The organism is Salinibacterium sp. CAN_S4 (assembly GCF_015752305.1).
Lineage (GTDB): Bacteria > Actinomycetota > Actinomycetes > Actinomycetales > Microbacteriaceae > Rhodoglobus.
This window is the reverse complement of sequence record NZ_JADOVB010000001.1, coordinates 1,131,038-1,154,045: the sequence shown is the minus strand read 5'-3', so window position 1 is coordinate 1,154,045 and position 23,008 is coordinate 1,131,038. Positions and strand designations below refer to the sequence as shown.

The following is a 23,008-nucleotide window of genomic DNA, read 5'->3' as shown; positions in this document are numbered from 1 at the left end:
ACCCTACCCCTGCGTGGCACAATGGCCCGGTGACCAACCAGAGCATGTTCGGCCGGCGCGGCCCCTCCCTTCCCAGCGTTCCCAAGGGCGATGTTCTGGGCACCTACGACACCTACCTCGAGGCGCAGTCTGTCGTCGATCGCCTCTCCAAGGCCGATTTCGAGGTCGCAAAGCTCTCGATCGTCGGCAACGACCTCAAGACCGTGGAGCGAGTCACCGGCAAGCAGACCTACGGCCGTGCCGCACTCGCGGGGGCGGCATCCGGCGCCTGGCTCGGCCTTTTTCTCGGCCTGATTCTCACCCTCTTCACCCCGCCGAGCACCCAGACGTTCGGCATCGTGGGCGCCGCGCTTCTCATGGGTGCAGGGTTCGGGATGATCTTCAGCATCGTCACGTACACGATCAGTCGCCGCCGCCGGGATTTCACCTCGACCCACCAGGTGCTGGCCAGCAACTATCAGATCATCATCGATCCCGCGCTGACGGCGAAGGCCCAGCAGGCACTGCAGGCTCACCCGGCGGCGTAATCATCGGTCGGAAGACCCTCGGTCGCAGGCTCCCTCGGCGCTGGGGTCGCGTCACCGCTGGCGCGGTTACCTAAGCTCCACCGCGCAACCACGCCTCGACGTCGTCGGCGGTGCGGGGGATGCCGACGGACAAATTCTCGGCGCCCGCCTCGGTGACGAGGATGTCGTCTTCGATGCGCACGCCGATGCCGCGGTATTCCTCGGGAACGCTCAGGTCATCCGGCTGGAAGTAGAGCCCGGGCTCGATCGTGAACACCATCCCTGGTTCGAGCACGCCGTCGAGGTAGAGCTCGCGGCGGGCGGCGGCGCAGTCGTGCACGTCGATGCCGAGGTGGTGGCTCGTTCCGTGGACCATGTAGCGGCGGTGGTACTGGTGGTCGGGCTCCAGCGACTCTTCGGCGCTGACCGGCAGCAGTCCCCACTCCGCGGTCTTCTTTGCGATGACCTTCATGGCCTCGGCGTGGATCTCGCGGAACGTCAGCCCCGGCTTCACGATGGCGAACGCGGCATCCGCTGCCTCCAGCACCGCGTCGTAGATGCGGCGCTGCACCTCTGTGAACGTGCCGTTCACGGGGAGGGTGCGTGTGATGTCGGCGGTGTAGTAGCTCTCGAGCTCGATGCCGGCGTCGATGAGGATCAGGTCACCCGGCACGACGGCTCCATCGTTGCGGGTCCAGTGCAGGATGCAGGCGTGGGGCCCGGATGCCGCGATCGTGTCATACCCGACGGTGTTCCCTTCGGCGCGCGCGCGTCGGTTGAACGTGCCTTCGACTATCCGTTCCCCCCGGGCATGGGCGACCACCTGCGGCAGGTCAGCGATCACGTCATCGAACCCGAGACCGGTGGCGGCGACGGCCGCGCGCATCTCGGCGATCTCGAAGGCGTCCTTGACGAGTCGCAGCTCGCTGAGGTCACGCGCGAGCTCGGTATCTCCGTCCGTCTCGAGCGACTCGCTGTCTGCGGCGAGCAGGCGGCGGCCGTCGATCTGGTCGGTGACGTCACGGTCGGCCTCACGCACGACGAGGGTCGCGGCATCCACGCTGTCGATGACGGCGGAGAACGCCGGGAGCCCGGCGGTTGCGAGGCCGAGGTCGGCGGCGACATGGGCGAGCGAGGGGCGGGGTCCGGTCCAGAACTCGCCCACCTCGGGGTTGGCGTAGAACTCGTCGGTGTCGCGACCGGCAGCTTCACGGAAGAACAGGGTCGCGGTGTGTCCGCCGTCGGTCGGCTCCATGACGAGCACGCTGCCGGGGACGGAATCGGAACCCCAGCCCGTGAGGTGGGCGAACGCGGAATGGGCGCGGTACGGGTAGTCGCAGTCGTTGGAGCGCACCTTGGCGGCACCGGCCGGGATGATGAGCCGCTTGCCGGGATGCGCGGCCGAGATGCGGGCGCGGCGGTCCGCGGCGAAGGCCGACTGTTCGCGCGGCGAAGGCGTGACATCGGGTCGGTCTGCCCACTGCGACGAAATGTAGTCGGTGAACGTGGACGACAGCGGAGTCGTCGAGCGGTTCGAGGTGGCGCGCGGAGCGGGGGAGGATGCGGTGTTGTCAGCCATGCCTCCATTCTCCACCCGGCTCCGACCGAGCATCGCCGGCGGGTGGGTCAGCGTCACCTGCCGGTGCGGTGCCGGCGTTGGCTACAGGGAGCGCGACTGAGCAGAACCGTGATGGCGACAACGCCGATCACGAACGTTAGTGATCCGAGGTGTTGCCCCGTTCCCCGCTCGTTTAGTTGAACTGGTCCGCAAACCCCGGCTCGGGCTCGATCGGCGTGATGACGTCGATGAGCACGCCATCCGGGCCATCCAGGATGAAGTGCCGTTGGCCGAACGGTTCACTGCGAAGGGGCAGCGCGATAGTGATGGCGCTCAACTGGGAGATTCGGTCGTACTGCGCGTCGACATCGGACACCTCGATGTTCACGACGACTCCGGATGCCACGGCTCCGCGGCGCGATTCGGGAACGGTTTCGTGGTGTGCGTCCAGGATCGCGAGTTCCCATCGGTCAAGGCGGAGGCTGACGTACCAGTCCGAGGTGAAGGTGTCCTCGAACGCGAAAGTCGCGCGGTAGAACTCGGCTGCGGTAGCAACGTCGTTGCTCATCAGAACCGGATAAATGCTGTTGACGGTCATGATCATCCTTTACATTCAGTATGTATGTATCTTTCATACAGTCTGCACGTAAAATGTCGAGGACGCAACGGGTGGGGAGAAAAGTTATGGCTCGATCGACTCGGGAGCAAGCGCGGGCAACAGCTGACGCGATTCTTGCTTCCGCTCATGAACTGTTCAGCTGCCGGAGTTACTCCTCTGTCTCCCTCGAAGACATTGCCGGGGCCGCAGGCGTCACACGCGGAGCGCTGTATCACCACTTTGGTTCGCGTGAGGGCTTGTTCTCTCGTGTTCATGATGATGTTCAGGCCGCGATCGCGGCAGCCATCGATGCGGCCACGCTCGACATCGACGATCCAGTCGAGGGACTCCGTGTCGGCTCGCGTGTGTTTCTCGCCGCCAGCGTTTCGACGGATGCTCGTCAGGTGCTGCTGCTTGACGCCCCCTCGGTACTCGGGTGGGATCGTTGGCGCGACAGCGACGCAGCCAACTCCGGACGCCAGCTCCTGTCGGTTCTCGTCGAGTTGAAGGCTGCGGGTCGCTTACGGTCTGGTGAACCGGAAGCAACCAGCGCACTTCTCTCCGGCGGGATGAATGAGCTCGCCCTGTGGGTTGCTCATTCCGACGATGTACCAGCCGCATTGGATCGAGCGCAAATAGCGTTAAGTTCCCTCGTCGATGGCGTAATTGAGTGATTCCGAGCACCCCACGCGACCTAGGGTGGGGCACATGGTAGATGGCGCACCGATGCCGACGGTTCTGTGGTGTGAGACGCGCGGACGTGGTCCGGAGATGGTGTTACTACACCCTGGCGGATCAGACTCGCGAGCACTCGATCCGCTGATCGCGGAGCTGGAGTCCACGTACACCTGTCTCGCTCCAGATCAGCGCGGACATGGGCGCACAAGCGATGTCACAGGACCGTTGACCTTCGAGGTCATGGCAGCGGACACCATTCGTTTTCTCGAGCATCACACTGAGGCGCCGGTTCACCTGTTCGGATACAGCGACGGTGCGATCCTGGCACTATTTGTAGCACTGGCCCGTCCAGACCTCCTTCGAAGTCTTGTGTTCTCAAGCGGTGTTTTTCATCATTCGGGGTGGTTACCGGGTGTCCTCGATGAAGAGCCCCCGCAGTTCATGGCCGACTCCTACGCTCAAGTTTCTCCCGACGGCGCCCGCTAAACCGCTGACAGCAATAGCTGCTGTCCGCTGATGCTAGCTCGGTCCGGTTGCACTACCGACGCGCTTTCGATAGTCCTGTGGGCTGTCACCACGCTCTCGCCGAAACGCGGTGCTGAGCGCAAACGGCGTGTCATATCCCACCGCGTTAGCGATGGCACCAATAGTGTGGTGCGGTTTCCTTAGGAGGTCGGCGGCGAGTTTCAACCGCCATTCTGTCAGGTAACTCATCGGAGGCTGGCTGACGAGGCTTCCGTGAAGATGTCGGCATCGCGGCCAGGGGTCAAACGTGAGCTCAGGCGTTCTTCGACAGATACGCATCCCGAGACATACACCTTGCACGCCGTCAGCACCCACCCATCAAGCTTAATGGGATGGTTGACACGTGACCTGATCCCACCCAGTTGACTGTCGATATAATGGATAATAATATCAGTAATATGAGAACTCAGGCACCGCTCCTTGCTCCGATCTTTCGGTCGGACGGTCAAGCGCGCCTGCTCTCCGCCTTGTTGCTCACGGGCGAAGAACTGAGTGTTACCGATCTGGCAAACCGGGCCGGCCTGGCCTACCCAACCACGCATCGCGAAGTTGCGCGCCTGGTAGACGCGGGCATCCTGAGCGAGCGACGCGTCGGCCGCACCAAGCTAGTACGCGCCAACGGCGAAAGCCCGCTCGTGAACCCGTTGCGCGAGATCCTCACAATAGCGACCGGCCCGGTGGTGATCCTGGCCGCCGAGTTCGCCCGGATCGACCGGATTGAATCCGCGTTCCTCTACGGCTCCTTCGCCGCGCGGATGCTCGGGGATGCTGGTCCGGCACCGCACGACATCGACATCATGGTGCTCGGTGAGCCCGACGTGGACGCGGTCTACGACGTATGCGCACGGATCGAGGCCGCGGTGCACCGTCCCGTGAACCCGACGATCCTCACCCCCAAGGAGTTTGCCGCGACATCCGGCTTCCTGGACAACGTGCGCCGCGGCCCGGCGGTCGCCGTAATCGGGGAGTTGCCATGGCGCTAATTCCACTCACCCGCGTACAGCAGGCGACAGTACTCGCCCTGGTCGAGGCGCGACGTCTCGACGGTGTGCCGGCTGACGTGTCGCGCGCATCCTCGTTCCTTCGACAGGCCGAGGAGCGCCTCACCCAACTTCCGTTGCTCACCAGTGTCGTCGTCCGGTACGGGATTGCCTACGACGCCTGTCACGACACGGGCGAGGCACTGCTGGCGGCGTACGGCTTTCGGACGACCAACGGCCCCGGCCAGCACGAGGCGCTCGGCCGCTATCTGCGTGCGGTCTTCGACAAGCCACCCGCGGAAAGAGCAGCGCAGGAGTTCGACCGTCTGCGACGCGCTCGTAATCAGGACCGCTATGAAGCGAAGCCGGTAGGTGTCGCGGCGACCGAGAAGGCCGCACAAGTCGCTCGGACGCTGTTCGAAGCCGCCCTCACCAGGGGGCTCTCGTTGTGACCCGGTAGTCCGCTAATAATTCGCACCTACCGGGAGATAACGGAGACGCCTGACCATCATCTCGACCGTGATTATCGGCGGGGCGAGCGGGACGGATGCTCCGGCGATCGTCGGCGGACTGTGTCGTGCGTGACCGTCCAAAGCCCGGATGGGGCGCCGAGGCAATTCAGAACCCACTCAGCCCACCGGGGTCAGCTGGGCGACGATCGGGCGGTGATCGCTGCCGGATTCGTCCTGGGTCTCGATCACGCGCATGCCGGTAGCCTGCCAGTTCGGCGTCGACATCACATGGTCGATCGGGGCGCCGAGCAGGGCCGGGATCGCGGACGGCCACGTGCCGACGGCGGCGTTATCGGTGGTGACCGCCGCTTCCACGCACTGTCCGACGGCAGCTCCCGGCGCCAGGCTCAACCCGGCGAAGTGGTCGAGGGTCGCGTTGAAGTCTCCGGCCATGATGACGTTGTCGCCGGCGCAGGCATCCTTCACCCATTGCAGGTCCGATCGCCAGTTCGCCATCTCCCCGGGGGTGGGGGCGACCGGATGCACGGCCACGATGGTGGGGCCGGCGCCGTCCGCGGGGGTGGCGACCACGGAGGGCAGCACGGTGGTCGTACGGGCCAGCTCATCCACGACGTAGTCACCGAGGCCGACACCGATGAGCAGCGTGGTCGAACGCGCTTTCGACACCTCGTCGTACGAGCTCGTGTGGGCGATCATGGGGAGCCCGGCATCGCCCATCAGGCTGGCGACCGCCTCTCCCGCGGCCCTGGATGTCTCGGGAAGCACGACCACGTCGGCGCGGGCCTCTATTGCGAGCCTCGCGATGGTGTCTGCGCCGGGAAGGTCGCCGAGGGTGTTCCAGCTCAGCACTGTCACGTCAGAATCGGTGCGCTCGGCGAATTGCGTGTCCCCAAAACCCCGCGCAGACAACACGATGAGGTTGACGAGGCAGAAGACGAGCATGATCGCCGCCATGGATGCCGCGAACCGGCGCACACGCCTCGACACGAGTGCCGCGATCACGAGTAACGCCACGATGCCGAGCCCCGCGCTGGTGGCAGCCCCCCGCAGCGACACGAGTTGCGCGAGAATCGGCAGTTGCGCCGCCCCGAACAGTTGCGGCCAGGCGACGACCAGGAGCGCCAGGGCGGTCACCACGATGATGATGGCTGCGAGGGTTCGACGAATCATTGCGGGCCGAGCCTATGCCAATAGGCTTTGAGAATGCCCGACCGACCCATCGATCTCCACACTCACAGCGCCGTATCAGATGGGACCGAGACTCCGACGCAGTTGGTGCGGGCCGCCGTCGCGGCCGGGCTCAGTACCGTGGCGATCACCGACCACGACTCCACGGCGGGCTGGCAGGAGGCCTTTGCCGCGGCATCCGGCACCGGGCTGACTGTTGTTCCCGGCATGGAACTCAGCACGAACTACGGGCCCGCGAGTGTGCACATGCTCGCCTACCTGTTCGACCCGCTCGACGCGGGAATCGTCTCTGAGACGGCGCGCATCCGCGATGGGCGTCTTCGCCGTGCCGAGAAAATCGTGGAGAAGATCGCGGCAGACTACGACCTCACCTGGGACGACGTGCTTGCCGAGTCGCAGGATGGCACGACCCTCGGTCGCCCGCACATCGCCGACGCCCTCGTGCGCAAGGGGTTCGTCGCCAACCGGAGTGCCGCGTTCGAGAGCATCCTGCACTGGCGCGGGGGTTACTACGAGAAGTACTACGCGCCGTCACCGCTCGAAGGGGTGCGGATGATCGTTGCGGCCGGGGGAGTTCCGGTGCTCGCGCATCCGGCAACGCACGGAAAGTACCGGTCGATGGATGATGCGGTCATCCGTGAACTCGTCGACAACGGGCTGTTCGGGCTCGAGGTGCACCACCGCGACAACACCGAGGACGGCAAGCTGTGGCTGCTCGCGCTCGCGGAGAAGTTCGGACTCGCGGTGACCGGGTCGAGCGACTACCACGGCGAGGGCAAGCCGAACCGGCTCGCCGAGAACTCGACAGCCCCTGAGGTGCTCGAGCGGATCATCGCCGCCGGCACCGGTTCGCAGCCGTTCCGCGGCTGAGAGCCGATGCAGAAGGGCTCAGCGCTGGGCGTCCTGTGAGGTGCCCCTCCGCAGTGTCTTTCCCTGGAAGAAGTCGGGATTCACCGCCCGCATGACGAACATCAGCACGATGCCAGCGACGAGCAGGAACACGGCGAGGATGAAGACCAGGCCGACACCACCGATGTTCGACCCGCTTCCGTATTCGGGGTTCATGGAGTCGATGAGCGTCGTGACGAAGATCACCGCGAGAATGACCCCGCCGACGAGAGGTGCCAGAAATTTGAGGAAGAACGAGCGCGCCGACGAGAACACCTCCCTGCGGAAATACCAGACACAGGCCAGCGCCGTGACCCCGTAGTAGAAGCAGATCATCATGCCGAGGGTCAGGATCGTGTCGGTGAGCACGTCAGTGCTCAGCACCCGCATGATCGCGTAGAACCCCCAGGCCACGACTGCCGCGATGATCGTGGCGAAGCCCGGCGACTTGAAGGTGGGGCTGATGGTCGCGAATCGCTTCGGGAAGGCACCGTAGTGACCCATGGCGAGCATCGTCCGCGCCGGGCCGACGAAGGTCGATTGCAGGGATGCCGCGGAGCTCGACAGCACAGCGAGAGACAGCAGGATGGCGAAGGGCCCCATCACCGGTCCGGCCAGTGCGGCGAAGACGTTTCCGGAGATGTCCTCGTTACCCAGCCCGAACTCCCCTGTGCCGATTCCGGAGAACATCAGGGTGGCGACGGCCACGAGGATGTACAGCAGGAAGATCACGACGACAGTGAGCGTCGCGGCCCGACCCGGTGTCGTCTCGGGGTTCTTCGTCTCCTCGTTCATGGTGAGCGTGACATCCCATCCCCAGAAGATGAAGATCGAGAGGGAGACGCCCGCGGCGAAGGCGGAGAACGACGGCACGGCGAACGGGTTGAACCAGCCTGCGTCGAAAGCGAGGGCATCGAAGGCCGTGCCGTTGGTGACGTGCACGATCGCCGAAATGGAGAACCACACGAGCACTATGAGCTGGAAGGCGACGAGAACGTACTGCACAGCTTTGGTCGTCTCCATGCCGCGGTATGAGACGTAGCAGGCGGCCACCATGAAGACCAGACAGGTGGCGATGTTGATCAGTACGTTGTTCGTGAGGTCGGCGATTCCGGGGTTACCAAAAAGCTGGGCGAGGGCGAGATAGAGGAAGTCGACGGCCACCCCCGCGAGATTCGACAGCACCACCACCGTCGCGACGATCAGGCCCCAGCCTCCGAGCCATCCAAGCCACGGGCCGAATGCGCGGGTCGCCCAGGTGAATGACGTTCCGCTGTCTGGCATTGCGTTGTTCAGTTCGCGGTAGCCGAGGGCCACAAGCAGCATGGGCAGGAAGCCGACCAGGAAGATTCCGGGCATCTGGGTGCCCACCGCGGCCGCGGTCGGGCCGAGCGAGGCCGTGAGCGTGTACGCGGGCGCGATGCACGAGATGCCGATCACCGTGGCGCCGAGAAGGCCGATCGACCCGGCGCTGAGGCCCTTGGAGGAGATTCCGGTCGACGTATCCGGCGACGTAGCGGCGGCCGGCGTGGTGGGTGTGGGTGAACTTGCCATGGGATCGATCCTTCGGGGGCCAGTAGCAGGGACGCTAGGAGGGGGAGTTGATCGCCGCGGCGGTCGGAACGACGATGAGCGGGACCGGGAGGGAATGCAGCATCCGGTTGGCCGTCACGCCCAGGAAGATCTTCGATGGCTGGGCGAGCCTGGACGAGCCCACGAGGGCGATCTCGTCGGCGCGCCAGTCCAGTTTCTCGACGGCATCCTCGACGGTGCGCCCCTCTGCCACCTCGGTGGTGACGGATCCACGGGAGCTGGAGTCCTTCTCGAAATGCTCCACGACACTCGCGAGGTGTGCTGCGCTGGCGGCCGATACGTCTGTTCCGGGGCCCGACCGGGCGGCATCCACCTCGACGAGGGTCACGAAGCGCAGGTCGACCGGAAGGCCTTCGGAGATGGCGACCATCGAGTCGAGCAGGGCGGTCCACCCCGGTCGTGTGCCGATCGCACAGGTGATCCTGGTGATCGCCGACGGGGCGACATACCCACGGGGAGCCAGCGCGACCGGAACCGGCGAGGCATGAAGCAGGGCGTTGGCAATGCTCCCGACGGTGAACCGCTGAAGCACTCCGGCGCTCGCCGCTCCCACGACGATCCGGTCGGAATCGAACTGGGTGGATGCCCGGATCAGGCCCTCGGAGGTCGACTCGGCCCACAGCAGGTGTGTGGTGGCCGTCACGTCCGGCGGCACGAGGTCGAGGGCCTCCCTGAGCCATGTGCCGCCCTGCTCCTCGAGCAACGACCCATAGTCGGAGGCGCCGGCGGGAACCTTCGCTGGAACCGCTGTCGAGGTGGGCAGGATGAGGCAGATGCGGAGTTCGGCCGCCGTGAGCCTGGCGAGGGCTACGCCGAGCTGCACGGCATCGCGGCCACGATCGGTCGCCTCGTATGCGACGACATAGTTGGCTGTTCGTGTCACAGGCGTGCTCCTTGCGTCGGGTGGACTTTCGATGGGTCAGTGGTGCTCGTGACCGGCGTGGTCGTGACCGGCATGGTCTCCACCGGGTGCGCAGTGTGCACTGTCGCTCGGTGCCACGTCGAGGGCGGGGTTCCGGTCGAAGAAGCTCGCGGGTTTCATCCAGAAGCTCACGACGTCCGCGGCCATGATGGGCCACTCTTCCGGGCGGGTGATGTGGTGGATGCCGAAGACGTACCAGACGACGACATCGGTGTTGCGCACGTTGCGGCCGGCTTTCTGCCACTCGGGCAGGCCGTGATCGACCGATGACTGGTTGACGAACTCGCCGCTGGGCCAGCGCTCTTCCGCGTCGTTCGGGGTGACCCACACCGTGTGACCGATGACCTGCGCTCGTTCGAGCACCGGAGCTCCCGCGGGGAAGAACGAGGGAATCGCGCCGCCCGGGACGAGCTTGTACGACACAGGTGTGCCGAGCGAGTTGGTGGAGTTCTCGTTGGTGATCTTCCAGGCGCGCTGGGTGTTCCAGTCGAAGTCGTCGTGACCCTCGACCTCCATGGGCGTGTTCACGACAGTGAGGCCCAGCCCGTGAGGGTTGGATTCGCTGATCGGCTGGATCTGCGTCTCGGAGCGGTAGACGGTGTTCTCCGGGCCGTCGATATCCAGGTCCATCCTTGCGACGATGAAGTGCTGGTGGAACGGCGCATACGTGCGGTTGTCGACGAGGGTGCCGTTGGGATGGGCCTGGCCTTCGGCGATGTGGGTGACGACCATGATGCCGGTCGCACGCACCTCGCACTCGATGTTGCCGTCTTCGTAAAAGCGCCAGTACACGAGGTATTCGTAGTTGGCGACCGTCACATGGAACGAGACGACGAGTCGGCGGGATCGGCGCACCTCTGCTCCGGTGTCGTGGTCGACGTGCTTCCAGAGCAGGGCGTTGTCTTCTTCGTGAATACAGAAGGCGTTGGGGATCTCGTACGGCTGGCCCTGCGAATCGTGCATGGTGGCATCGATGTAGCGGATCTCGCCCAGGCAGTCGCACCCGAGTTCGAGGGACGTCGTCATGAAGCCGAGGCCCCACTCGCCGATGTCGAAGGCCGTACGCCGGAAGTGGTCGACGCTCGGGTCGCGGTACGGCACCACCATTTCGGCGAACGAGAGCCTGTTCGCGATCGGGCGCACGCGATCGCCGTCCTGGTAGCTGACGGCGTGCAGGGTCATGCCCTCGCGGTAGTTGAACCCGATGCGCATGGACCAGTTCTGCCAGGTGACGAGGTGACCGTCGACCTCGAAGCCGGGGCCATCGGACTGCACGACATCGAGGGGTTTGCGCGGGGGGCGACGGGACGCATTTTTGATGCGCTCGGGGATCAGATGCGGAACGTATTCGCCCATGACCTCGGGCCGCTCGACGGAGAACGAGTCTTCGATCTCGAGCAGCTCCATGCTGTTCACGTCGATGACGAAGTGGAGCCCGTTCACGGGACCGGCGTAGGGGTTCGCGCCGGCTTGCGCCCGCACCCAGATGTCGCTCCAGCCGAGTCGCCGACCGGCGTACTTCTCGGGGATCAGGGCCGCGCCGTAGGTCCAGGTGTCGATGAACACGAGGTCGAGGTCGGTGACGCCGCGCTGGGCGAGGGCGGCGATGACATCCGGATGTGCGCGCAGCACCGCGTCGCACTCTTCCCATTCATCAACCGTGAAGTTCGCCTGGACGTCAGGGACGTGGGTCCAGCTGACAAGTGAATCCGTGGTGAGCGACACGACGGCGATGTAGGTCGCGTTCTCTGCCCGGTTGAGCACGACGATCCTGGCGGCACGGTCTGGCACCTCTCCGGAGAGGGAGAATGCTGCGATTGCTGCCTTCGACGGCTCGAGCATTTCGATCGACGCGAAGCGCCATCCCGCTGCAACGCCCTTGTCCCTGGCGAGGATCGAGGATGCGTGCGAGAACTCGGGAGAAGTGAGCGGGTCGAGCGGGTGAAAGGTCATGAGGGAATCCTGTCAGAAACGAACCACGGTGTTCGTCGGTGTCAGTATTGCACCGCGCGATGGCACGGGCAAACCCCCGGACCGGGCACGCACGGTGCCGGTCCGGGGGTTCATCGTGCGCGGGGGCAGGGACCCACGCTCGAGCCGTGTTTCTAGGCCGTCGGAGCCGCGTTTCCGGGCGTACCGGAGCCACCGCGGCGGGTGCGCGTGCGGCTGCGACGCGACGGAGCAGCTCCATCGTGGGTGCCGCCACCGGCGGCGCTGTCGCGAACCGCGTCGGTCGACCGCTCGCGGGGCGGGCGTGAGCCCGAACCCTGGGCAGGGCGACCCCCGCGGTCGCCACCGGAGCGCGGCGGGCGACCGTCCCGACCGGCGGATGACGGAGCTGCCTCGCGGGCGCGGGCGGGAGGGGCGCCGGGCAGGCGACCCTTCGTGCCCTCGGGGATGGCGAGATCGGTGAAGAGGTGCGGGCTCGACGAGTACGTCTCGACCGGCTCGGGGATTCCCATCTCCAGCGCGCGGTTGATGAGCGACCACTTGTGCATGTCGTCCCAGTCGACGAACGTCACGGCGATTCCGGTCTTGCCAGCGCGGCCGGTGCGGCCGGCGCGGTGCAGGTAGGTGTCGTGATCGTCCGGGATGGTGTGGTTGATGACGTGGGTCACGTCATTGACGTCGATGCCCCTGGCCGCGACATCCGTAGCGATCAGGATGTCTTTCTTGCCGGCCTTGAACGCCGCCATGGCGCGCTCGCGCTGTTCCTGGTTGAGGTCGCCGTGCACGGCAGCGGCGTTGAATCCGCGGTCGTTGAGTTCTTCGACGAGCTTGGCTGCAGCACGCTTGGTGCGCGTGAAGACCACGGTCTTGCCGCGGCCGTCAGACTGGAGGATGCGGGCGATGACCTCGTCTTTATCGAGGTTGTGCGCGCGGTAGACGACGTGCTTGATGTTCGCCTGCGTGAGGCCCTCGTTGGGGTCTGTCGCGCGGATGTGGATGGGCTTATTCATGAATCGACGCGCGAGGGCCACGATCGGGCCGGGCATCGTCGCCGAGAACAGCATGGTGTGACGCGTGGGGCTGGTCTGCGCGAACAGCTTTTCGATGTCGGCGAGGAAGCCGAGGTCGAGCATCTTGTCTGCCTCGTCGAGCACCATCACCTTGACGTCCTTGAGCGACAGCAGGCGCTGCGAGGCAAGGTCGAGCAGACGGCCGGGGGTTCCGACGACGACCTGCGCGCCGGCCTTGAGCTCTTCGACCTGGCCTTCGTAGGCCTTGCCACCGTAGATGGCGGCAATCTTGGTCTTGCGGTTGGATGCCGCGAGCACGAGGTCTTCGGCAACCTGCACGCACAGCTCGCGAGTGGGCACCACGACCAGGGCCTTGACGCCGGGCTCAGGGTCGGTTCCGAGTGACTGGAGCAGGGGAAGCCCGAATCCGAGGGTCTTACCCGTTCCGGTCTTGGCCTGCCCGATGATGTCCTGGCCTGCGAGCCCCATGGGGATCGTCTGGCTCTGGATGGGGAACGGCTCGATGATGCCCTTGGTGGCGAGAGCGTCGACCATGTCCTGGTCGATATTGAGTTCTGCGAATGTCAAAAGATATATGCCCTTACAGACAGTGCCTTCTCAGGCATTGAGCTACGCCCGTCTTGTCCTGGGGCGCAGGACCTCCGCCAGAATGGGAGGTATACAGCGAGTTTAGCGGGTCACCGCCTGATATCAGGCTGTGACCCCGAGGATGCGTGTCTTCGACAGGTCGACGGGGCCCTGAGTTGCTGGCCCGCACCATAAGCTGACTGCGTGGCCAACTGGTTTTCGCGATTCTCGCGCACCCCTCGCACCGTCGATACGCCACGCCTGCGTGCCCGCGGTGGCGAGCAGGCCACGACCAAGGTCGAACTCGTGGAGTTCACCCCGGACCTGATCGAATTCCTCGGCCGTTCTGCTTATGTGCAGCTGATGCTGTTCGAGAACCTCTCCAGGGCGATCTCGACCGCGCCGACGACGGCAGCCAAAACCGCCATCGGGCGAGCCGCCGAATTGTCAATGGCGAAGCACCGGCGCCTGGTGGATGAGATCGTCAGGGCTGGCAAGGATCCGTCGACCGTGATGCAGCCGTTCACGAGGATCGTCGACGATTTTGAGCGCGATACCCGAGGGGGCGACTGGTTCGAGACGATCGTCACCTGCTACCTCACCGCCGGATTTCTCGACGACTTCTTCGCGCGACTGGCCAGGGGCCTCCGCGATGACACCGGTAAACGAGTTGCCTCGATCTTCACGAGCGAGTCGGGGGAGGCTCTGCTGGCAGGCCTGCTGACGGCCGCAATCGAGGAGAATCCTCGGCTCTCGGCCCGACTAGCCATGTGGGGGCGCCGACTCGTCGGCGACACCATGCTCGTGTCGCGGTCGGCTTTGCGGTACAGCGAGGATCACATCTCCGACGAGGCGCGCATCGAGCCGGTCTTCACCGAGCTCATTGCAGCGCACACCCGGCGGATGGATGCGCTCGGCCTGATGGCCTAGCTTTCGCGACGCTGCGGGCGACTACGCCCTGGCGAGCCTCGCGAGTTTCGCGTCATCCGATTGGATGCGTTTCCCGGGCAGCACCAGCGCAATCACGACGCTGGCGATGGCGCCAGCGCCGATGCTGGCGACCCAGATCCACGTGCCGTCGAAGGTGAGCCCTGCCCACAGCAGCGCAACCCATACGGTGGCCGTGACGGCAGCGCCTGCCGCCGGCACCAGGAACGCACCGTAGGTTGCCCGCTTCGGCAGCGTGTAGCGCGCAATGGCACCGATGCAGGCACCGATCACGGTGACGAAAAGCAGTTCCATGCGTCGTTACGCGACGAAACCGACGCGACGCGACTCTTCAGAGCCGATCTCGAGGTAAGCGAAAGATTCGGTAGGAACGAGGTACACGTTTCCCTTATTGTCGACGAGCTTGACGAACTTCGAGTTCGATTCGAGAGCGTCTGAAACCGTCTTCTCGACCTCGCTCGAGGTCTGCGACGACTCGAAGTTGATCTCACGGGGGCTGTTGGTGATGCCGATGCGAATGTCCACGATCACAGGGTACGACACAACGACAGGCTCGATCCGCGACGTTCACTGTCAGCGCATCCCGCTACCGTGGGGGCATGGCGAACTTCGACACCGGGGGCACTGCGGCTCGCTGGGTTCCCGTCGAACTCGATCCATCCCAGCAGGCTGTCGTCGCGCTTCCTGATGACGCCTGCGCCGCCGTGATCGGGGCAGCGGGCAGCGGCAAAACGACGACGATGATCGAGCTGGTCGCCGACCGGGTGTTGGGGCGCGGGTGGTCTCCGGGCGAGATCGTCATCCTGAGTCCGAGCCGGGCCAGCGCCACCCTGCTGCGCGACAGGCTGGCCCAGCGTCTCGGAGTCCCGACTCCGGGGCCCATGGCACGTACCGCGAATTCGCTCGCCTTCGAGGTGGTGCGGGATGCCGTCGCCGGTGAGTCCGCGCCGACCCTGCTGACGGGTGCCGAACAGGACCAGATCATCGGCGAGCTTCTCGCGGGGGAGATCGAGGACGGCACCGCGTCATACTGGCCCGCCCACCTCGACGAGGAGGTACGACGGCTCAGGGGCTTCAGAACGGAATTGCGCGACCTCATGATGCGTGCCGTCGAGTTCGGCGTGAGCCCGGCCGAACTCGCGTCGCTCGGCCGCACCCACGGTCGGGACGAGTGGGTCGCGGCATCCGGCTTCATCGCTGTGTACGACGCGGTCAAGTCCAGCTACCGGGAACGGCATTTCGATTCGACCGAGCTGATCCGTGAGGCTGCGGCGATCATCGCCGAGGGCGCGCCCCTGAGCATCGACGGCCTCCGGCTCGTGATCGTGGATGACGCCCAGGAGTCCACGGAATCGACTGTGACACTGCTGCGTGCCCTCGTGGGCAGGGGCATCGCCGTCATGGCGTTCGGGGATCCGGATGTCACGACCGGAGGTTTCCGCGGAGCACGGCCGGACCTGCTCGGGCGCCTCTCCGTTGCCATCGGCAGCCCGGTGCAGTCTCTCTACCTCGGTCACGTGCACCGGCACGGCGACGCACTGCGGCAGGTGGTGTCCGGCATCACCGGTCGCATCGGTTCGGCGGGAGCCGGCCAGCAGCGGCAGGCGGCCGCGGTCGAAGACGCTGGTCCCGGCCAGGTTGCAGCGTTCAGGCTCGGGTCTCCCGCGGAAGAGGTCGCGTTCATCGCCCGCCGCTTGCGCGAGCGGCACCTGCTCGACGGCATCCCGTGGTCGCAGATGGCCGTCGTCGTGCGGTCGGGCAGTCTTGTGCCCTCCCTGGCTCGCGAACTGCGTGCCCTCGAAGTCGCGACGAGCGTGTCGAGCGCTCGCGCCGCGGTGAGGGACGAATACGCGGTCGAGGGGCTGATCCTTATGCTCGAACTGGCGCTCGGTCTCGCCGGAATACCTGCCGGTCGCGCGCTCGATCCGGCCGCAGCGATCGACGTGCTCGGTGGCGCCGTGGGCAGGCTGGACGCCGTGTCGCTGCGGCGCCTGAAAGCAGCACTCCGCCACGAGGAACTCGCCGGCGGTGGCGACCGCGCGGCCGACGAGCTCCTGGCCGAAGCGCTGTTGCATCCTGCCGGTCTCGTGACCATCGACACGAGGGTCGGCAGGAGCGCGCAGTCTGTCGCGAAGAACCTGCACGCCACGGCCGCCGCCGCGCTAGCAAGCGACAGCATCGAAGAGCTGCTCTGGGGCGTGTGGCAGCGCAGCGGGCTCGAAAAGACCTGGTTCGACCAGGCGCTCGGTTCCGGAATTGTTGCCGAAGAAGCCAATCGTCACCTCGATGCCGTCGTCGCGCTGTTCTCCGCGGCCAAGCGATTCGTGGAACGCACTCCGGATGCCCCGGCAGCCGTGTTCGTCGACTCCTGGCGCTCCGCCGATGTCGCGGAAGACACCCTCGCCCCCCGCGCGACCCTCGATTCCGTGACGGTGGGCACGCCGCCGGCGATGGTCGGCCGCGAGTTCGAAGTGGTCGTGGTCGCCGGCATGCAGGAGAACCAGTGGCCGAACCTGCGCATCCGCGGTTCCCTGCTTGGCTCCCAGGACCTGCCGCTCGTGGTGTCCGGCGGCGACCCTGCGGCCGTCGACAAGCGACTCGATGTGATGCACGACGAACTGCGGATGTTCGCCCAGGCGATCTCCCGTGCCCGCACGGAAGTCGTCGTGACCGCCGTCGCCGGCGACGATAATCTGCCGTCCCCCTTCCTGCGGCTCGTGCCCGAGGGCACCGTGGCGGGGCTGCCGCGGCACCCGCTCAGCCTGCGCGGGATGGTCGGACGGATGCGTCGCGAGCTCACCTCGACGGGGTCTGCGGAGGCGGCATCCGGAATCGCGAGGCTCGCCGCAGAAGGCGTGCCCGGCGCCAACCCCGGCCAGTGGTACGGGCTTGCCGAGCCGAGCACGACGGCTCCACTCGTTGACCTCGGTGATCCGGAAGCGACGGTGCGAGTGTCTCCGTCGCGCATGGAGGCGTTCGAGACCTGCGCGCTGCACTGGCTGATCGACGAGGTGGGCGGCGGCTCGTCGAGTGTTGCGGCGAACCTCGGCACGCTCATCCATTCCGTGGCAGAAACGGCGACCGACATCTCTCCGGATGCGCTCTTCGCCGCGGTTACCGACAGGTGGGGCGAGCTGAGCTTCGAGGCGAGCTGGCATTCTGACGTGGAAAAGGCTCGGGCCCGCGACCTCACCTCTCGGCTGTCTTCGTATCTCCGCGATTTCGATGCGACAGGGGGAACGGTGGCGAGCAGGGAAGGGTCGTTCGAACTGCAGGTCGGCCGAGCCACCCTCCGGGGAAAGATCGACAGGGTCGAAAGCTTTCCGGATGGCACGGCGGTCATCGTCGACCTCAAGACCGGCCGCAACGACCCGACCACCGACGACGGCGTCGCCGACCACGCGCAGCTCGGGGCCTACCAGCTCGCGTTCGCGTCCGCGGCGATCGAGGGAGTGCCCGAGGGGCTCGACAACGGGGGAGCGAAGCTCGTGATCGTGTCGAAGGGAACGAGAGGGTCCGACTATGCGGCTCCGCACCAGAAAGCGTTCACGGCTGAGCAACTCGAGCAGTTCAGGGCGCGCGTGATCGCCGATGCCGACGGGATGGCGAGCGCCGTGTTCGTGGCCCAGCTCGGCTCGCACTGCCTCGACCCGTGGAGTTTCGGTCGCTGCAAGATCCACGTCGTGCCGGCGGTGAGCTCGTGACGGTGTCATCGCTGCAACTCGCGGGCCTGCTCAGCCTGCCGGAGCCCACCACGCAACAGCAGGCCGTCATCGAGGCGCCCCTGGCGCCGGCGCTCGTCGTCGCAGGAGCCGGCAGCGGCAAGACCGAGACCATGGCTAACCGGGTCGTCTGGCTGCTCGCCAACAACCTGGTCTCTCCGGACCAGGTGCTCGGCCTGACGTTCACCAGGAAGGCCGCCGGAGGGCTTGCGGACCGGGCGGCCAGACGGATCACGCAGCTGCGGCTCATCCAGTCCCGCAGTCCCGAGCTGCTGGCGGCGCCGAATCGCGATCCGGAGCATGCGGAGTTCGACCAACCGACGGTGTCGACGTACAACTCGTTCGCGAGTGCGCTGTTCCGGGACAACGCGCTGCTGATCGGTCGGGAACCGGAATCCGCGCTGCTGAATGACGCGTCGTCGTGGCAACTCGCGAGGCAGGTCGTCACCCAGAGCACCGATGAGCGGCTCGTCGCGTTCGGCAGCAGCGTGGATGCGATCACCGAGAAGGTGCTCGAGCTCAGCCACCAGCTCAGCGACAACGTCGCGGATGCCTCGGCTGTCGGCAGCTACGCCGAACGGTTCCTCGGCCTCGCCGAGCTGCCGTACACGAGCGGCAAAGCGAAGGCGACCCCGTACGCGAGTGTGACGAAGGCTGTGGCGGATGTCGCCGCGCTCGGCCCGTTGCTCGTGCTCGCTGAGCAGTATGCGCTCGAGAAGCGCCGGCGCGGGCTGCTCGAGTTCAGCGACCAGGTCGCCCTCGCGCTCGCGATCTGCGGGCGTTCGCCCGCCACGGTCCAGGCCTATCGTGACCGGTACCGCGTGGTGCTGCTCGACGAATACCAGGACACGAGCGTCGTGCAGACCGAACTGCTGTCGGCCCTCTTTGCCGGTCACGGCGTCATGGCCGTGGGCGATCCACACCAGTCGATCTATGGATGGCGCGGCGCGAGTGCCGCGAACCTGGCCAGGTTTGCCGGCGACTTCGGCTCGGCCCGCGAGTACGCGCTGTCGACCAGCTGGCGCAACGCCACCACGATCCTCGACGCCGCCAACCTGCTCGTCGCGCCCCTGAGCGCGGCATCTCCCGTCACTGTGGAGTCGTTGCGCGCCCGACCGGCGGCCCCCGTCGGAACTCTCGTCGGCGCCTACTTCGACGACATCGTCATCGAATCCAGGGCCGTCGCGCAGTGGTTGAAGGCAGAGCTGGATTCGTCATCGGCAGACGGCGAGCCGAAGACCGCGGCCATCCTGTTCCGCCAGCGACGCCATATGGGACTGTTCGCGCGGGCGCTGGAAGAACTGAAGGTGCCGCATCACATCCTCGGGCTCGGTGGGTTGCTCTCCACCCCGGAGATCGTCGATCTCGTGAGTGCCCTGCGGGTCATCCACGATCCGACGGCCGGGTCTGAATTGATCAGGCTGCTGTCCGGCGCCCGCTGGGCGATCGGCCCTCGTGATCTCAAGGAGCTCGCCGGTGTGGCCGGCTGGCTGCACTCGCGCCACTGGTCGCAGGTCGCCCTGAGTGACGACGTGAAACAGCGGATGCGCGAATCCGTGGCCGCGGATGATGGCAGGTCGATCGTGGATGCTCTCGATTTCGTGGGGGAAGCTCCGGCCGACCACAGCCAGCTCGCCGGATTCAGCGAACTCGGGCTGGAGCGACTTCGCACCGTCGCACGCCAGCTCGCCTTCTTCCGGTCGCGCGCGGGGCTTGCTCTTCCCGACCTCGTGCGGCTCGTCGAGCAGGAGCTGCTGCTCGACATCGAGGTCGTCGCGAACGAGTCGTCGGGGCTCGGAGCCGCCAACCTCTATGCCTTCAGGGACGAACTGTCCGGCTTCCTGGCGAGCGACGAGCAGGCGACCCTCGGCGCGTTTCTCGGCTGGCTGGCTCGCGCGGAGCGCAACGACACCATGGGGCCTCGCAGCGACGATGCCGAGCGTGGCACCGTGCAACTTCTCACCATCCACGGCTCGAAGGGGCTCGAGTGGGAGGTCGTTGCTGTGCCGCGGATGTCGGCCGACGAGTTGCCCGCGTCCTCTCGCGAAGGCACGGGCTGGGTGCGGTTCGGTCAGCTTCCCTTCGAATTCAGGGGGGATGCCCGCGAGCTCCCCACCCTCGAGTGGGAGTCGGTCGAGAACCAGGCCGAGTTCGACACCGGGCTGAAAGTGTTCAAGTCCCAGCTCTCCGAACGCCACCAGGCAGAGGAGCGCAGGCTCGGTTACGTCGCCGTCACGAGGGCGCAGGATTCGCTGCTGCTCACGGGAGCGTTCTGGGGTGGGCAGGGTAAGCCGCGACCACCGTCGGTGTTCCTCGCCGAACTCGCCGACGGCGGACTCATCGATGCGCTGCCGACCGAGAGCGCCTTCGAAGAGAATCCGCTCATGGGGGAGGCCGAGGTGGAGCACTGGCCCATCGACCCGCTGGGCACCCGGCGCCGGGTGGTCGAGCGTGCGGCCGAACTCGTGCGCGGTGAACTGGAGAATCCACGGGCCGCCGGAATCTGGCAGCGTGATCTCGACCTGCTGCTGGCGGAGAGGGATGCCGCTGCACGCTCGGCTGCTGTCGTTCCGCTGCCAGAGCGCATTCCGGCATCCAGGTTCAAGGATTTCGTCACCGATCCGGCCGGCGTCGCACGATCGCTGCGGCGGCCCATGCCAGAGAAGCCGTATCGCGCGACGCGGCTCGGCACCCGCTTCCACGGCTGGGTGGAGGCGCGTTACGGTGCGTCATCGCCGGCGGAACTCGTGGATGCGGCGGCCTTCGATCTCGACGACGAACGGCAGGGCGACGACCTCGACCTCGTGGAGCTCACCCGACTGCAGGGCGTCTTCGAGAACTCCCGGTGGGCTCCGCTTCGGCCCGTCGATGTCGAGATCGAGATCCACCTGCCGTTCGACGGCCGCATCGTGATCTGCAAGATCGACGCGGTCTACGCCATCGACGACGAGCGGTTCGAGATCGTCGACTGGAAGACCGGAAAAGCCCCGAGCGGCGCCAAGGATCTCGAGGAGAAACAGCTGCAGCTCGCGCTGTACCGGCTCGCGTACGCGCGGTGGAAGGGCATCGACCCGTCGCAGATCGACGCCGTGTTCTATTACGTGTCTGACGACGCGATCATTCGGCCGCAGCGACTGTTCGACGAGACGGAGCTGCTCGCGGCCTGGCGGGCAGCTACAGCACCGGCCGACTCGTAATCGCGGCGCTCACTGCCTCGCCCGGCAAGCCCAGAGCCGGGTGACATCTGCCCGGGTGGTCATTCCGGCGCGACCTCTGACGTAGCGTTGAATGGTGACAATGACTCCGGAACAGGCTCCTGCGACGATGCCCATCGCCGTCGCGATGCAGCGACCGGCCTGGCGGGACACGTTCAGCGCCCTGAAAGTCCACAACTACCGGCTGTATGTCATCGCCCAGTTCATCTCGAACACGGCCGGCTGGGCCCAGCGCATCGCTGTCGACTGGCTGGTGCTCGAGATCACCGGAAGCGTCACGCTCGTCGGATTGACGATCGCCCTCCAGTTTCTGCCCACGCTTATCCTCGGCGCCTATGCCGGAGTGATCGCCGACCGCTACAAGAAGCGCTCTGTGCTCATCCTCTGCCAGCTGATCATCGCAGCGCTGAACCTCGTGCTCGCGATCATCGCCCTCTCCGGCAACGCCAACCTGTTTGCGGTCTACGCCCTCGTTCTTGCGGTCGGCACGCTTCAGGTATTCGACGGCCCGGCGCGATCGGTGTTCGTCAACGAGATGGTCGGGCCACGCCACATCCGCAATGCCATCAGCGTCAACGCCTCGATCTTCCATCTCGGCGCGCTCATCGGGCCGGCCCTCAGCGGGGTGCTGATTGTCGCGGTCGGCTCGGGCTGGGCGATCGGCGCGAACGTCGTCGCCGGGCTTATCGGCGTCGTCCTGCTGTTGTTCATGCGCACGGCCGACCTCCTGGTCGGCCCTCGGGCGCCCACCCATAAGGGCCAGATCCGCGAAGCGGGTCGCTACATCCTGAGCAAGCCGACCCTGTTCTGGACGCTCGTGATGGTCACCTTCGTCGCGATCTTCGGGATGCCGATGCCGGCGTTGCTCGCGGGCATGGCCGATCACGTGTACCTCACCGGGGCCACGGGGTACGGACTGTACAATTCGCTGGCCGCGATCGGCGCGCTGCTGGGAGCGCTCGCCTCAGCCCGCCGCGCCACGCTGCGGTTGCGCACCATCATGATCGGCGCGATCATCTACGGGCTCATGCTCGTGACGGCCGGGCTCGCCCCGTTCTACCCGATGTTCCTCCTGGTGCTGCCGATGATCGGGCTGTCCCGACTGCTCTACATGACTGCGAGCGAGACGATGATGCAGCTGTCGTCGAACCTCGCCATCCGGGGCCGCGTGATGGCCTTCTGGGTGATGGTGGTCGTCGGCGGGCAGGCGATCGGCGGGCCGGTGATGGGCTGGTTTGCCGAGAACCTCGGCGCGAAGACCGCGATGGTGATCTCGGGCGCGGTGCCGGCCGCAGCCGCGATCGTCATCGCCATCCTGCTGTCTCGCAGTGGCAGGCTGCGCGTAGCCGTGTCGGCGAAGCGCGGCAAATGGGTCGCGATCGTGCCCAAGCGTCGAGCTCAGGTTCGGCCGGCGCAGTCCCGGCCCGCGCAGGCTCGGTCCGCACAGTCCCCGCCCACCCAGTCCCGGCCCACACAGTCTTGGCCCACCCAGGCTCCGCCTGCCGATGGACATCCCACCACATAGCTCCGTCCGCCGAGGCGCACTCCACCCCGTCGTGTGTTCGTAACTCCTGCAATCTGCGTCGCTGAAGTCCGACGCCCCCGGAACTCCGGGAGTGCTGCGATAGACCGGCGTCGATCTGCAGGAGTTATGAACGCGACGCTG

The 23,008-nt window shown here is 66.1% G+C and carries 20 protein-coding genes; 10 read left to right on the top strand and 10 right to left on the bottom strand.

Translation table 11 applies throughout. The features are described from left to right. Nucleotides 1-29: 29 nt before the first annotated feature. On the top strand, nt 30-527 hold the full coding sequence (locus IWX81_RS05705; protein WP_334593191.1) for a general stress protein: 498 nt from the start codon (nt 30-32) through the stop codon (nt 525-527). Nucleotides 528-597: 70 nt separating this feature from the next. Here IWX81_RS05705 and IWX81_RS05700 read toward each other — a convergent pair whose 3' ends face one another. Together IWX81_RS05700 and IWX81_RS05695 are read right to left on the bottom strand one after the other, a co-directional pair. After that, complete coding sequence (locus tag IWX81_RS05700) at nt 598-2,085, bottom strand: aminopeptidase P family protein (protein ID WP_199280230.1); 1,488 nt, start codon at nt 2,083-2,085, stop codon at nt 598-600. A 172-nt stretch (nt 2,086-2,257) separates the two neighbouring features. Next, a complete protein-coding gene (locus IWX81_RS05695; protein WP_199280229.1) occupies nt 2,258-2,662 on the bottom strand; it encodes a VOC family protein in 405 nt (134 codons plus the stop codon). Nucleotides 2,663-2,715: 53 nt separating this feature from the next. Here IWX81_RS05695 and IWX81_RS05690 point away from each other — a divergent pair, with 53 nt between their 5' ends. Together IWX81_RS05690 and IWX81_RS05685 are read left to right on the top strand one after the other, a co-directional pair. After that, nucleotides 2,716-3,336: a TetR family transcriptional regulator gene (locus tag IWX81_RS05690; RefSeq protein ID WP_199280228.1), complete on the top strand. Its 621-nt coding sequence runs from the start codon at nt 2,716-2,718 to the stop codon at nt 3,334-3,336. Between the two features lie 34 nt (nt 3,337-3,370). Beyond that, the gene (locus tag IWX81_RS05685; RefSeq protein ID WP_334593188.1) at nt 3,371-3,826 is read left to right on the top strand and encodes an alpha/beta fold hydrolase; all 456 of its coding nucleotides are present in this window, start codon (nt 3,371-3,373) and stop codon (nt 3,824-3,826) included. Between the two features lie 33 nt (nt 3,827-3,859). Here IWX81_RS05685 and IWX81_RS05680 read toward each other — a convergent pair whose 3' ends face one another. Further along, nucleotides 3,860-4,144, bottom strand: coding sequence for a helix-turn-helix transcriptional regulator (locus tag IWX81_RS05680; RefSeq protein ID WP_199280476.1), 285 nt, complete (start codon nt 4,142-4,144; stop codon nt 3,860-3,862). A gap of 119 nt (nt 4,145-4,263) precedes the next feature. On the opposite strand from IWX81_RS05680, the gene IWX81_RS05675 reads away from it, so the two are divergent. Further along, nucleotides 4,264-4,848 carry a MarR family transcriptional regulator gene (locus IWX81_RS05675; RefSeq protein WP_199280227.1) on the top strand — a complete coding sequence of 195 codons (585 nt, stop codon included), beginning with the start codon at nt 4,264-4,266 and terminating at the stop codon, nt 4,846-4,848. After that, a complete protein-coding gene (locus tag IWX81_RS05670; protein ID WP_199280226.1) occupies nt 4,839-5,297 on the top strand; it encodes a HEPN domain-containing protein in 459 nt (152 codons plus the stop codon). The genes IWX81_RS05675 and IWX81_RS05670 overlap by 10 nt, the downstream gene beginning before the upstream one ends. A 177-nt stretch (nt 5,298-5,474) precedes the next feature. Here IWX81_RS05670 and IWX81_RS05665 read toward each other — a convergent pair whose 3' ends face one another. Then, entirely contained in the window at nt 5,475-6,488 is a 1,014-nt protein-coding gene (locus tag IWX81_RS05665; protein WP_199280225.1) for an endonuclease/exonuclease/phosphatase family protein, read from the bottom strand. Between the two features lie 33 nt (nt 6,489-6,521). On the opposite strand from IWX81_RS05665, the gene IWX81_RS05660 reads away from it, so the two are divergent. Further along, entirely contained in the window at nt 6,522-7,376 is an 855-nt protein-coding gene (locus tag IWX81_RS05660; protein WP_199280224.1) for a PHP domain-containing protein, read from the top strand. 18 nt (nt 7,377-7,394) lie between these two features. Here IWX81_RS05660 and IWX81_RS05655 read toward each other — a convergent pair whose 3' ends face one another. From IWX81_RS05655 to IWX81_RS05640, 4 genes are all read right to left on the bottom strand, one after another. After that, complete coding sequence (locus IWX81_RS05655) at nt 7,395-8,948, bottom strand: APC family permease (RefSeq protein WP_199280223.1); 1,554 nt, start codon at nt 8,946-8,948, stop codon at nt 7,395-7,397. A gap of 34 nt (nt 8,949-8,982) precedes the next feature. Beyond that, a complete protein-coding gene (locus IWX81_RS05650) occupies nt 8,983-9,870 on the bottom strand; it encodes a universal stress protein (protein WP_199280222.1) in 888 nt (295 codons plus the stop codon). 36 nt (nt 9,871-9,906) lie between these two features. Next, the gene (locus IWX81_RS05645; protein WP_199280221.1) at nt 9,907-11,862 is read right to left on the bottom strand and encodes a primary-amine oxidase; all 1,956 of its coding nucleotides are present in this window, start codon (nt 11,860-11,862) and stop codon (nt 9,907-9,909) included. A gap of 152 nt (nt 11,863-12,014) precedes the next feature. Then, on the bottom strand, nt 12,015-13,457 hold the full coding sequence (locus IWX81_RS05640) for a DEAD/DEAH box helicase (protein WP_199280220.1): 1,443 nt from the start codon (nt 13,455-13,457) through the stop codon (nt 12,015-12,017). A 204-nt stretch (nt 13,458-13,661) separates the two neighbouring features. Between IWX81_RS05640 and IWX81_RS05635 the strand changes: the two genes are divergently transcribed. After that, entirely contained in the window at nt 13,662-14,387 is a 726-nt protein-coding gene (locus IWX81_RS05635) for a ferritin-like fold-containing protein (protein ID WP_199280219.1), read from the top strand. Between the two features lie 21 nt (nt 14,388-14,408). Here IWX81_RS05635 and IWX81_RS05630 read toward each other — a convergent pair whose 3' ends face one another. Beyond that, a complete protein-coding gene (locus IWX81_RS05630) occupies nt 14,409-14,699 on the bottom strand; it encodes a hypothetical protein (RefSeq protein WP_199280218.1) in 291 nt (96 codons plus the stop codon). 6 nt (nt 14,700-14,705) lie between these two features. Beyond that, nucleotides 14,706-14,930: a DUF3107 domain-containing protein gene (locus IWX81_RS05625; protein ID WP_199280217.1), complete on the bottom strand. Its 225-nt coding sequence runs from the start codon at nt 14,928-14,930 to the stop codon at nt 14,706-14,708. 74 nt (nt 14,931-15,004) lie between these two features. On the opposite strand from IWX81_RS05625, the gene IWX81_RS05620 reads away from it, so the two are divergent. From IWX81_RS05620 to IWX81_RS05610, 3 genes are all read left to right on the top strand, one after another. Then, nucleotides 15,005-18,109, top strand: a complete 3,105-nt coding sequence (locus IWX81_RS05620) for an ATP-dependent helicase (protein WP_199280216.1) — start codon at nt 15,005-15,007, stop codon at nt 18,107-18,109. Continuing rightward, nucleotides 18,106-21,324 carry an ATP-dependent DNA helicase gene (locus IWX81_RS05615; protein ID WP_334593180.1) on the top strand — a complete coding sequence of 1,073 codons (3,219 nt, stop codon included), beginning with the start codon at nt 18,106-18,108 and terminating at the stop codon, nt 21,322-21,324. Before IWX81_RS05620 ends, IWX81_RS05615 begins: the two co-directional genes overlap by 4 nt. A 100-nt stretch (nt 21,325-21,424) precedes the next feature. Continuing rightward, complete coding sequence (locus IWX81_RS05610) at nt 21,425-22,867, top strand: MFS transporter (RefSeq protein WP_334593337.1); 1,443 nt, start codon at nt 21,425-21,427, stop codon at nt 22,865-22,867. The last annotated feature ends 141 nt before the right edge of the window (nt 22,868-23,008 follow it).